Origin of the sequence: Citrobacter sp. wls710 (assembly GCF_005281115.1) — a bacterium.
Taxonomy (GTDB): Bacteria; Pseudomonadota; Gammaproteobacteria; order Enterobacterales; family Enterobacteriaceae; genus Citrobacter; species Citrobacter werkmanii.
The window spans coordinates 15638-28117 of the sequence record NZ_SZXD01000024.1 but is presented as its reverse complement, the minus strand read 5'-3'; the positions used below and the strand labels follow the sequence as shown (position 1 = coordinate 28117).

General features: G+C 53.2%; 10 protein-coding genes. 6 read left to right on the top strand and 4 right to left on the bottom strand.

Annotation, left to right across the window (positions count from 1 at the left end; translation table 11 throughout):
- The first annotated feature begins 81 nt into the window (after positions 1-81).
- Both FDX14_RS07255 and FDX14_RS07250 read left to right on the top strand, forming a co-directional pair.
- Entirely contained in the window at positions 82-1383 is a 1302-nt protein-coding gene (locus FDX14_RS07255; RefSeq protein ID WP_137349275.1) for an MFS transporter, read from the top strand.
- A gap of 17 nt (positions 1384-1400) precedes the next feature.
- Positions 1401-3764 carry a glycoside hydrolase family 31 protein gene (locus FDX14_RS07250; RefSeq protein WP_061381900.1) on the top strand — a complete coding sequence of 788 codons (2364 nt, stop codon included), beginning with the start codon at positions 1401-1403 and terminating at the stop codon, positions 3762-3764.
- Between the two features lie 187 nt (positions 3765-3951).
- Here the strand turns inward: FDX14_RS07250 and FDX14_RS07245 are convergent, their stop codons facing one another.
- Positions 3952-5547 (bottom strand): ABC-F family ATPase, encoded by a 1596-nt coding sequence (locus FDX14_RS07245; RefSeq protein WP_042309575.1) that lies wholly within the window; start codon positions 5545-5547, stop codon positions 3952-3954.
- Between the two features lie 232 nt (positions 5548-5779).
- Here FDX14_RS07245 and ldtB point away from each other — a divergent pair, with 232 nt between their 5' ends.
- The gene (gene ldtB / locus FDX14_RS07240) at positions 5780-6700 is read left to right on the top strand and encodes a L,D-transpeptidase (protein ID WP_042310152.1); all 921 of its coding nucleotides are present in this window, start codon (positions 5780-5782) and stop codon (positions 6698-6700) included.
- A gap of 46 nt (positions 6701-6746) precedes the next feature.
- Here the strand turns inward: ldtB and FDX14_RS07235 are convergent, their stop codons facing one another.
- Both FDX14_RS07235 and mntR read right to left on the bottom strand, forming a co-directional pair.
- Positions 6747-7856, bottom strand: a complete 1110-nt coding sequence (locus FDX14_RS07235) for an anion transporter (protein ID WP_079224870.1) — start codon at positions 7854-7856, stop codon at positions 6747-6749.
- Positions 7853-8326, bottom strand: coding sequence for a manganese-binding transcriptional regulator MntR (gene mntR / locus FDX14_RS07230; protein WP_042309579.1), 474 nt, complete (start codon positions 8324-8326; stop codon positions 7853-7855). The genes FDX14_RS07235 and mntR overlap by 4 nt, the downstream gene beginning before the upstream one ends.
- A 186-nt stretch (positions 8327-8512) precedes the next feature.
- Here mntR and mntS point away from each other — a divergent pair, with 186 nt between their 5' ends.
- Positions 8513-8641, top strand: coding sequence for a manganase accumulation protein MntS (gene mntS / locus FDX14_RS07225; protein WP_042309581.1), 129 nt, complete (start codon positions 8513-8515; stop codon positions 8639-8641).
- Positions 8642-8917: 276 nt separating this feature from the next.
- Positions 8918-10504, top strand: a complete 1587-nt coding sequence (locus tag FDX14_RS07220) for a phosphoethanolamine transferase (RefSeq protein WP_137349274.1) — start codon at positions 8918-8920, stop codon at positions 10502-10504.
- Positions 10505-10567: 63 nt separating this feature from the next.
- Here the strand turns inward: FDX14_RS07220 and ompX are convergent, their stop codons facing one another.
- Entirely contained in the window at positions 10568-11083 is a 516-nt protein-coding gene (ompX, locus tag FDX14_RS07215; protein ID WP_003035257.1) for an outer membrane protein OmpX, read from the bottom strand.
- A gap of 400 nt (positions 11084-11483) precedes the next feature.
- Between ompX and rhtA the strand changes: the two genes are divergently transcribed.
- Positions 11484-12371, top strand: coding sequence for a threonine/homoserine exporter RhtA (rhtA, locus tag FDX14_RS07210; RefSeq protein WP_042309586.1), 888 nt, complete (start codon positions 11484-11486; stop codon positions 12369-12371).
- Positions 12372-12480: the final 109 nt, after the last annotated feature.

The following is a 12480-nucleotide window of genomic DNA, read 5'->3' as shown; positions in this document are numbered from 1 at the left end:
AATGTATATAAATCAAAGCCATAAAAATTTGTGTGACACCTGAACCTCCGTCCCCTTACCGTCCGTCTTGTGGAGAGTAAAATGAGTCAGGACATCAATAACACCATTGCGACAAGCAAAACCCGTCGCGTCATTAAGAACTTGCGCTGGTACATCCTGGTGCTGTTCTTACTTGGCGTCACCGTTAACTACATCACCCGAAACTCGCTCGGGATCCTCGCCCCGGAACTGAAAGAGAGCCTCGGCATCACCACCGAGCAATACTCCTGGATCGTCGGCGCGTTCCAGATCGCCTACACCATTTTCCAGCCCCTGTGCGGCTGGCTGATTGACGTTATCGGCCTGAAAATTGGCTTTATGGTCTGCGCCGGGATCTGGGCGTTGATGTGTATTTTCCATGCGGGCGCCGGAAGCTGGCTGCACCTGGCGATTCTGCGCTTCTTTATGGGTGCTTCTGAAGCCGCCGCTACCCCGGCGAACGCCAAAACCATTGGCGAATGGTTCCCGAAATCAGAGCGTCCCGTTGCCGCTGGCTGGGCGGGCGTAGGCTTTTCCATCGGCGCGATGCTGGCGCCGCCTATCATCTACTTTGCTCACACCTCGTTCGGCTGGCAGGGCGCGTTTATGTTTACCGGCGTGCTGGCGCTGCTATGGGTGATCCTGTGGTGGGCGTTCTACCACAATCCGGAACAGCACCCGAACCTGGGTAAGGACGAGCTGGCATTTATCAAACAGGATAACGAACCGCCAGCGGTGAAACTGCCCTTCCTGACTGCGCTGAAGACCGTCTCAAAAAACAAACGCTTCTACGGTATCGCCATCCCGGCCTTTATGGCGGAACCGGCCTGGGCGGTGCTGAGCTTCTGGGTGCCGCTGTACCTTGCCAAAGAGCACGGTATGGATTTGAAGCAGATTGCGATGTTTGCCTGGCTGCCGTTCCTCGCCGCCGACCTCGGTAGCGTGGCGAGCGGTTACCTGACGCGTCTGTATACCCGTCTGTTCGGCTGCTCCCGCGTTAACTCTGTGGTAGCAAGCTCCGTGACGGGCGCGTTCCTGATGATCTCTCTGGGCATCGTGGCCATCACCCGCGACCCGTATATCACCATCGTGCTGATCTCCATCGGTGGCTTCGGGCACCAGATCATCTCCTGCATGCTGAGCGCCCTGGTCGTTGAGTCGTTCGACAAAGGCCAGATGGCGACTGTCAACGGCATGCGCGGCTCTGCGGCGTGGATCGCCAGCTTCCTGTTCTCGCTGTTAATCGGCGTAACCGCCGACAAAATCGGCTTTAACCCGCTGTTTATTGCCATGGGCTTCTTTGACCTGATTGGCGCTGTCTTCCTGGTAACATTTATTGCTGAACGTCGCGCTAAACGCGCCTGATAGTGGATGTATTACATATGAAAACCCTGAAAAACTGGATCGTAGATAAGCAGTCAGCAAACCATCTTGAACTGCTGGTCGATAACCAGCACCGTCTGTGTCTGTATGTGCTGGAAGAGAATCTTTTCCGCGTGCTGGTTAAGCGTAAAGGCGAGCTGGCGCTGGACCGCACCTGGAGCATCGCACCGGAAAAAGACGTGCCGTGGGAAGGTCGCCATCGTGACGACATAAGCGGCTTCTCCTGCCCGGCCTGGAACCTGACGCAGCAGGATGGTGCGCTAACCGTGGCAACCGAACGGCTGCGCGTGACCGTCCACCAGCCGCTGTGGCTGGAGTGGCACTACTGCAATGAGGCGGGCGAGTGGCAGCCGCTGGTCAATGACCGCCCCACCAGCGCCTACCTGCTGAATGCACACGGCGACGGCGTGGCGCACTATCTCAGCCGCCGTAAGGATGAGCGTTTCTACGGCCTGGGTGAGAAAGCGGGCGATCTGCAGCGCAACGGTAAACGTTATGAGATGCGCAACCTCGATGCGATGGGCTATAACGCAGCCAGCACTGACCCGCTGTACAAGCACATCCCGTTCACTATCGCCCATCGCCATGATGTGAGCTACGGCCTGTTCTACGACAACCTGAGCAGTTGCTGGCTGGATTTGGGTAACGAAATCGATAACTACCACACCGCCTATCGCCGCTGGCAGGCGGAAGCGGGTGATATTGATTACTACATCTTTACCGGCAAGCGAGTGCTGGACGTCACCAAAGCCTTTGTCCGTCTGACCGGCAAAACGTTGTTCGGACCAAAATGGAGCCTGGGCTACAGTGGCTCGACCATGCACTACACCGACGCACCGGACGCGCAGAACCAACTGATGAACTTCATCCGCCTGTGCGCAGAACACGCTATTCCATGCGACTCGTTCCAGCTCTCTTCCGGTTACACCTCGATCAACGGCAAGCGTTACGTCTTTAACTGGAACTACGACAAAGTGCCGCAACCGAAGGTGATGAGCCAGGCGTTCCACGACGCGGGGCTGAAACTGGCGGCCAATATCAAACCGTGCCTGTTGCAGGATCACCCGCGTTATAACGAAGTAGCAGAACGCGGCCTGTTTATTCGCGATTCCGAAAGCAATACACCAGAACGTTCCAGCTTCTGGGATGACGAAGGCTCTAACCTCGACTTTACCAACCCGCAGACTATCCAGTGGTGGCAGGAAGGCGTCACCACGCAGTTGCTGGAGATGGGGATCGACTCTACCTGGAACGACAACAACGAGTTTGAAGTGTGGGACGGCGAAGCGCGCTGCCATGGCTTCGGCCAGGAAATCGCTATCAAGCATATTCGCCCGGTGATGCCGCTGCTGATGATGCGCGCCTCGCTGGAAGCGCAGCAGCGTTTCGCCCCGGAGAAGCGCCCATATCTCATCTCCCGTTCCGGCTGCGCCGGGATGCAGCGCTACGTGCAGACCTGGAGCGGCGATAACCGCACAAGTTGGGACACCCTGCGCTTCAACACCCGCATGGGGCTGGGGATGAGCTTGTCCGGGCTGTTCAACGTCGGTCACGACGTCGGCGGTTTCTCCGGCGACAAACCGGATGCCGAGCTGTTTGTCCGCTGGGTACAAAACGGCGTGATGCATCCGCGCTTTACCATTCACTCATGGAATGATGACCACACGGTGAACGAGCCGTGGATGTATCCGGGCGTGACGCCTGCCATTCGTGGTGCCATTGAACTGCGCTATCGCCTGCTGCCGTATCTTTACACCCTGCTCTGGCAGGCGCATGCCGACGACGAGCCGATGCTGCGCCCGACCTTCCTCGATCACGAGCACGATGCGCAGACCTTTGAAGAGTGCGATGACTTCCTGCTGGGTCGCGACCTACTGGTCGCCAGCGTCGTCGAAGCCGGGCAGCGCGAGCGCCGGGTCTGGCTGCCGGATAACGAAACGGGCTGGTATGATTTTTACACCCACGCGTGGTATGCGGGCGGGCAATCCATCGTCCTCGATGCGCCGCTGGAAAAACTGCCGCTGCTGGTGCGCGCCGGAGCCGGTCTGCCGCTGAGCGAGCGCATCACGCATGTGAGTGCCGAAAAAGATACGGCCCGCGAGCTGAAGCTGTTCCCGGTTAAAGGCGTCGGCACGACCTCCGGGCTGCTCTTTGAAGACGACGGTGAAAGCTGGGGCTATCAGAACGGCAATGCGCTGTGGGTGGAATGGGAAATGGTGTGCGATGGCGCAACCATCAACCTGAAGGTGAACGCGCGCGGGGATTATCGTCCGGCGTGGAAGGCACTGAAGGTGTCATTACCGGCGGGGGAAAAACGTAAGTTGCTGGTGAATGGGGTTGAAGGGGGCGAGTGGCTGGTGTAGTGCTGCCTGATGCCATCACCCTACCCCTCTCCCACAGGGAGAGGGAATAAAGGCTCGACGCCTTTCCCTAAGTATTTCGTACTGCAGGAAGGCGGCAAACCTGTGAATCCCCGGGAGCTTACATTAGTAAGTGACCGGGGTGAACAGGTGAAGCCAACACATCTGCAGCGTGAAAGACGACGGGAAATTAGCCGTCGATACCTTTACTACGCAGGTAATCTTCGTAGTTACCGGTGAAGTCGATCACGCGCTCCGGCGTAATTTCAATCACGCGGGTGGCCAGCGAGCTGACAAACTCACGGTCGTGAGAAACGAAAATCAACGTGCCCTGATACATTTCCAGCGCCATGTTCAACGACTCAATTGATTCCATATCCAGGTGGTTGGTTGGTTCATCCATTACCAGAATATTCGGTTTCTGCATCATTAGCTTACCGAACAGCATGCGCCCTTTTTCACCACCGGAGAGCACTTTTGCAGGCTTCTTGATATCGTCCTGGCTGAACAGCAGACGACCGAGGAAGCTGCGCACAACCTGCTCATCATCGCCTTCTTGTTTCCACTGACTCATCCATTCGAAGACCGTCAGATCGTTTTCGAACTCATATTCATGATCCTGCGCGTAGTAACCGACCTGCGCGTTTTCGGACCACTTCACGGTACCGTTATCCGGCTGCAAATCACCAACCAGCGTTTTCAGCATAGTGGATTTACCCACGCCGTTGGCGCCCAGAATGGCAATCTTCTCACCCACTTCGAGCAGCAGATTGAAGTTTTTAAACAGCGGGCCTTCATCAAAACCTTTGGTAAGCGCTTCCACTTCCAGCGCGTTACGGAACAGTTTCTTATCCTGCTCGAAGCGGATGAACGGGTTCTGACGGCTGGAAGCTTTAACTTCTTCCAGTTTAATTTTATCGATCTGACGGGCACGGGAAGTCGCCTGACGAGATTTCGATGCGTTAGCGCTAAAGCGGCTGACGAAGGATTGCAGGTCGGCAATCTGTGCCTTCTTCTTGGCGTTATCGGCCAGCAGACGTTCACGCGCCTGGGTTGCCGCCGTCATGTATTCGTCGTAGTTACCTGGATACACACGCAGTTCGCCGTAGTCCAGATCCGCCATGTGCGTACAGACCATGTTCAGGAAGTGACGGTCGTGCGAAATGATGATCATGGTGCTGTCACGTTCGTTCAGCGTCTGCTCCAGCCAGCGGATGGTGTCGATATCCAGGTTGTTCGTTGGTTCGTCGAGCAGCAGAATATCCGGGTTTGAGAACAGTGCCTGGGCCAGAAGCACACGCAGCTTCCAGCCGGGTGCGACTTCGCTCATCGGGCCGTAATGTTGTTCTACCGGAATACCCACGCCCAGCAGCAGTTCGCCCGCACGCGCTTCCGCAGAATAGCCGTCCATTTCACCGTACTGAACTTCGAGGTCAGCCACTTTATAGCCGTCTTCTTCGCTCATTTCGGCCAGCGCGTATATACGATCGCGCTCCTGCTTCACTTCCCACAGTTCACCGTGACCCATGATTACGGTGTCAAGCACGGTGAATTCTTCAAAGGCGAACTGATCCTGGCGCAGCTTACCGATGCGCTCATTCGGATCGAGGGAAACGTTACCCAGCGTCGGTTCGAGATCACCGCCAAGAATTTTCATAAAAGTGGATTTACCGCTACCGTTCGCGCCAATCAGGCCGTAACGGTTGCCGCCGCCAAATTTGACGGAAATATTTTCAAACAGCGGCTTACTGCCGAACTGCATGGTGACGTTGCTGGAAACTAACACTGGCGTATCCTGAAAGAGAAAGAAATATGTGACAAACCGCTTATTATGCCATAAGTCTACGATAAGATCGCCCCTTCATGCTGAAGGGCTAAAGTGAAAGCAAAAGGAAAAAAATGTGATTTAGTACACATCCGAATTCCTTGTTGCTCAGATTGCACATATAATGCGTGCCCAACACTACATAAATCTCAACCCACTGGCCTGCCTGGCACTGAATCTCGCATACATGAAGATGAATATGAAATTGACAACGCTTTTCGCGGCGGCACTTGCGGTAGTTGGTTTTTGCAACACTGCCTCAGCCGTCACGTACCCGCTGCCTACCGATGGTAGCCGTTTGATTGGCCAAAACCAGGTCATCACCATTCCTGAAGGCAATACCCAACCGCTGGAGTATTTTGCGGCAGAATATCAGATGGGTCTGTCTAACATGCTGGAAGCCAACCCTGGCGTGGATACTTTCCTGCCGAAGGGCGGCACCGTACTGAACATTCCTCAGCAGTTGATCCTGCCGGATACCGTGCATGAAGGTATTGTTATCAACAGCGCTGAAATGCGTCTGTACTACTACCCGAAAGGCACCAACACCGTTATCGTTCTGCCGATTGGTATCGGTCAGTTAGGCAAAGACACGCCAATCAACTGGACCACCAAAGTAGAACGTAAGAAAGCGGGCCCAACCTGGACGCCAACGGCGAAAATGCATGCGGAATACCGCGCTGCGGGCGAACCGCTGCCAGCCGTGGTTCCGGCAGGCCCGGATAACCCGATGGGTCTGTACGCCCTGTATATCGGTCGTCTGTATGCTATTCACGGCACCAATGCTAACTTCGGCGTTGGCTTACGTGTCAGCCACGGTTGCGTCCGTCTGCGTAATGACGACATCAAATTCCTGTTTGAAAATGTGCCGGTCGGCACTCGCGTACAGTTTATCGATGAGCCGGTGAAAGCCACTACCGAACCAGACGGCAGCCGTTACATCGAGGTACACAACCCACTGTCCACCACTGAAGCACAGTTTGAAGGCGGGGAAATCGTACCGATTACGCTGAACAAGAGCATTACCAGCGTCACCGGTCAGTCTGACGTTGATCAGTCCGTCGTTGATCAGGCGGTACAGAACCGTTCTGGTATGCCGGTTCGTCTGAACTAATCTACAATACATGCCCGATGGCGGCGTTCGCCATCGGGCATAATCCTCACATCACCTGCAGCAAACCATACCCTACCAGTCCCGCCCATATCAGCATCGGCAGCGAATACCAATGAAAACGCCACCAAATCCGTCGGTCGTTTGCCATGCGTAAAGCAATAAGATTTGCCAGCGATCCCGGCAGCAGCCCGAAGCCGCCCACATTAACTGCCCAAGCCAGCAACAGCGTCGGCGGAACGTAGTTCAGCAACAAAATTGTACTGGGCACATTACTGATAAACTGCGACAGGCCAATGGCCGTCAACCAAAGACCCGGCGCAGAGAGCGTGCCAATCTGGTGGGTTATCCCCTGCAATGCCGGTAGCTGCGTCAGCAAATGCACATCAATGAACATCGCCATAAACACCAGCAGCAGCGTCCAGTCCACGCTGAGGATGACGCGACGCGCCAGAACCATGAATCCCGCCGCCACAATCGCCAGGCCCCACAACTCTTGTTTTAACTCCAGCGCCGTCAGAAAGATGATATACAGCGCCAGACAGCTCCACACCAGGCGTGGTTGCCAGTCCGGCGCGCGCGTCCCGGTATGATAGTGCAATGCTTTGTTCGGGAAACTGAACCAGCACAGCACCACCAGCGTCAGCATCATGGCACCCGCGAGCGGCGCCATTTGCCAGGTAAACGCGGTAAATGACAACCCGGAGCGCCCCCACATCAGGATATTTTGCGGATTGCCTATTGGCGTAAGCAACGATCCAGCGTTTACCGCCAGCGCCTCAAAGATAATCAGACGATTTACCGGAATGGCGCACAATTTTTTCAGGGTGATGGTCAGCGGGACAACAATAAACAACGCAACATCGTTGGTCAGAAACGTCGACAGTAGCGCCGCCGCCAGCACCATAAATATCGCCAGTTGGCGTTCAGTGTGAAAGCGGCGGGTCATCTTGCGCCCTAACACATCGAAGTAACCGCTTAATTCAACGCCTTTGGTCAGTAACATCAGGCCGCTAAGGGTAATAATGGTGTGCCAGTCAATCGCTCCAGGCCAGGAGCGGGGCGTAAATGGCGTGAACACGCTCAGTACAACCCCGACGATGATTAACAGCTGGAAAAAACGATCGCGCTGCAAGGCGCGTAGTAAAGGAAAACTCATTCAGAGCCAGATCCTTGCTGTTGCGTAAAACGGCTAAAAGCCTCCAGCGTTTCCTTACTGACATGGTGCTCCATTCCCTCAGCGTCACGGCGGGCAATTTCCGGGCTGATACCTAACATCAACAGGAAATTTTCCACAATCTGATGACGCTCCCGGCTCTCCTGGGCCAGGCGTTCGCCTTCTGCGGTTAAAAACACCCCGCGCCAGGGGATCATTTCAATCAACCCGACTGAAGCAAGGCGCTTCAACATTTTGGCAACCGTCGGCTGGGAAACCCCGAGTCGGGCAGCCATATCCACCTGGCGCGCTTCACCCACCTCAATAATGAGATCGGAAATCAGCTCTACGTAGTCATCAATCAGCTCGCGGCGATGCGCCTCCCGGACCTGACGAAATCCTTCAACGTGTTCTTCGACATTCACCAATTGCGTCACTTTTTTTGTTGTTGGCATACCTGCGCGACGACTCATTCTGCTTCCTCGTTACTGTGACGCGTTAACGGCATCTGATTAGAGAGCGCTCATTGTAAACCAGAGTTGCGTGGGCACAAAAAATTAACGTTTTAGCAATAGCTATATAATATAGCCTGTGCTATATCTGTATATAATAAAGACATCCCTCAAGGACCGATGGGATCGTGAAGTCAGGAGGTTTATATGAATGAATTTAAGAGGTGTATACGCGTGTTTAGCCACTCTCCCTTTAAAGTACGGTTGATGCTGATCTCTATGCTGTGTGACATGATCAACAGCAAACCAGAGCAGGATAAACCTTCAGGAAAATAATGCGGCGTCGCGGTACGCCGCTTCCTTTCCCTGCTGTCATCCGGGGTACAGTAGTGGTTTCGTCCCAATAACCCTTCTTTTTGTCAGTTTTGCCACCTCTCTCGCAAAACAATTTCCTTGTAGTAGTTGACCTTCTCTCATGCACACTCTATCTTTTCGCAGCCCTGCGTATATTGCGGCTCGCGGATGCGGACCCTATCCCTCTTCTCGCTCTCTCAGGCAGGCAATGACCCTTAACGCCAGGGTAAGCACATGGCGTTTTTGCATTAGTGGCGTATGAATTTAACCCTCAAAGATTCAATCATTGCTCGTAGCCGGGCCATTAGTCCGTGGACTGGCCTCTATTTCTTACAGTCTATGTTGATCAACCTGGCGTTGGGCTATCCGCTTAGCTTGCTCTACAGCGTTGCTTTCACCTGTATATTAATGCTGCTGTGGCGCAGCGCCCCGCGCGCGCAGAAAGTGCTGATTGGCATTTGCTCACTTATTGCGGCAATGTACTTTCCGTTTGGTCAGGCTTATGGTTCGCCTAACTTCAATACGTTGCTGGCGCTGCATTCAACCAATATGGAAGAGTCCACCGAGATCCTGACCATCTTCCCCTGGTACAATTATCTGGTTGGGGTATTTATTTTTGCCCTCGGCATTATCGCCGTACGCCGTAAAAAAGAAGCGCAAAAGCGCAGCTGGAATAAATACGACAGCCTGTGTTTGTTATTTAGCGTCGTCGCGTTTTTTGTTACCCCGGTACAAAACCTGGCCTGGGGCGGCGTGTTCAAGCTTAAGGACACCGGTTATCCTGTTTTCCGCTTTGCCAAAGACGTGATCGTCAATAATAACGAAGTGCTCGATGAACAGGAGCGCATGGCGAAGCTGTCGAGTGTGAAAGACAGCTGGACGGTAACCGCCGTGAAGCCAAAGTATCACACCTATGTCGTGGTCATTGGTGAAAGCGCCCGCCGCGATGCATTAGGCGCGTTTGGCGGTCACTGGGACAACACCCCGTTTGCCAGTTCCGTTAACGGCTATCTGTTCGCAGATTACATTGCCGCAAGCGGTTCAACGCAAAAATCGCTTGGCTTAACGCTTAATCGGGTCGTTGATAATAAACCCCAGTTCCAGGATAACTTTGTCACTCTGGCCAACCGCGCGGGATTCCAGACGTGGTGGTTTTCCAATCAGGGGCAGATTGGTGAATACGATACGGCTATCGCCAGTATCGCAAAACGAGCTGATGAAGTGCACTTCCTCAAAAACGGTGATTTCGAAGCGGATAAAAATACCCGTGACGAAGAACTGTTGAAGATGACTGCCCAGGTGCTGGCCACCGAGCGCACTCAGCCGCAGCTCATCGTGCTGCATTTAATGGGTTCACATCCGCAGGCCTGCGACCGTACGCAAGGAAAATACGAGACCTTCGTCCAGTCAAAGGAGACATCTTGCTATCTGTACACCATGACGCAGACGGATGACCTGCTGCGCCAGCTTTACGAGCAATTACGCAACAGCGGTACCAGCTTCTCGATGGTCTATTTCTCCGATCATGGCCTCGCTTTTAAAGAGCGGGGAAAAGAGGTGCAGTACCTGGCGCATGACGACCGTTTCCAGCAGAATTTCCAGGTACCTTTTATGGTGCTGTCGAGCGATGATAAAGCCCATCGGGTGATAAAAGCCCGTCGCTCTGCGAATGATTTTCTTAGCTTTTTCTCTCAATGGACGGGGATCAGCGCGAAGGAAATTACCAACAGCTACCGTTTTATCTCAGAGAAAAAGGCCGGGCCAGTGTATATCACCAACTTCAAACTGCAGAAGGTGGATTACAACCATTTGGGTACCGATATCTTTGAGACCAAATCTCGTTAATATCTAAATTACACGCAAAAAAAATCCGCCTCAAAAGGCGGATTTTTTATATCACCGAAGTGATTAGAAGCGGTAACCCACGCCAGCGATCCAGGTGCCAACGTCAACGCTACGAATACGGCTCTGCTCATAGGAGAAGTCCAGAGCAACGTTTTCGATCGGGTTGAACTGCAGACCAGCACCGTAAGAGAAACCGTAGTCGCTGGTGGTGTGGTTGTCAGCCGGAGATGCTGCGTTCTGGAATTTACCGTAACCAACACCCACTACACCGTAGATGCTTGCCCAGTCGTTCAGACGGTAAGCCGGACCCGCAGTGATGCCGTAGTACTGGGTTTTGTTGTAGTCGCCAGAAGCATCGGTACGGTCTTTTTCAGTGTAAGTGAAGGAACCGATTACACCCAGCGGGTTGTTGTCCTGCTCGTAGCGATACTTCAGGTTGAAACCGTTCATTTTGTTCGCTGCGCCCTGAGCATCACTCTGAGCGTAACCACCAGTAACGGTAGAAGTAGCAGCTACAGCAGTACCTGCGGAGAAAGCCAGAACAGCGGCCAGTGCTGAAAGACATGCAATTTTTTTCATAACCACCTCAAATGTGCTTCAAGTAAATCCTAAGTTTTAAATATAACAAAAATTGATGGGAAACTCTTTGCGATTCGCGGTGTCTAACGGGCTCTTTCATGTAACAAAACATTTCACAAACCAGCTATACCTTTCAATTTACACCACTTTTTTAAGTTAATGAGCCATTATTGCGCGCACAATACGACACATTCATCCAGATAATTCCTAATCACGCAGATTATTAATCCACCAATTTCGTACCATTGTACGGATCTGAAGAATTTTTTTTTCAACCAATACTCAACCAGTTGAGTGTATTTCCATTACACTCGCTGTTTTACTTTTCTATACATTTTGCCATCCGCGTCGCAACGCCGCGCAGATGAAGAGATGTAACCATCATTTGTCAGGAGAAAGGATGCCGGGGTCGTTACGTAAAGCGCCAGTTTGGTTACCTATTTTGGTTTTACTCATTGCTATGTCTTCCATTCAAAGCGGTGCATCACTGGCAAAATCGCTGTTCCCACTCGTCGGTGCACCTGGTGTTACCGCGCTGCGCCTCGCGCTGGGCACACTCATCCTTATCGCCTTCTTTAAACCCTGGCGTTTACGTTTTGCTAAAGAACAGCGCCTGCCGCTGCTGTTTTATGGTCTGTCTCTTGGCGGGATGAACTACCTCTTTTATCTGTCTATTCAGACCGTCCCGCTGGGAATTGCCGTGGCGCTGGAGTTTACCGGCCCGCTCGCAGTGGCGTTGTTTTCATCCCGACGCCCTGTAGATTTTATTTGGGTAGCCCTGGCCGTTCTTGGGCTTTGGTTCCTGTTACCGCTTGGCCAGGACGTTTCTCATGTTGATTTAACCGGCGCAGCGCTGGCGCTGGGAGCTGGCGCCTGTTGGGCTGTTTATATTCTCACCGGCCAGCGTGCCGGCGCAGAACACGGTCCGGCAACCGTAGCGGTGGGTTCATTAATCGCTGCGTTGATTTTTGTTCCCATTGGCGCGATTCAGGCCGGCGATGCCCTGTGGCACTGGTCAATACTGCCGTTGGGCCTGGCCGTGGCCGTACTCTCCACCGCGCTCCCCTACTCATTAGAGATGATCGCACTAACGCGACTGCCAACGCGTACTTTTGGTACGTTGATGAGCATGGAACCCGCGCTGGCTGCGGTTTCGGGAATGATCTTCCTCGGTGAAACGTTAACGCTTATCCAGACGCTGGCCCTGGGGGCTATTATTGCCGCATCAATGGGTTCTACACTCACTATTCGCAAAGAACCGCAAATTAAGCAAGTTGACGTGAATTAACCCCCTTAATATTCTGCATGGTTTGCATAATCATGCAGAATATCCACTTGTTAATCTGCGTGATAATTTTCTAATAAATATCTTGTACCCACCCACATATTTCTTTTAA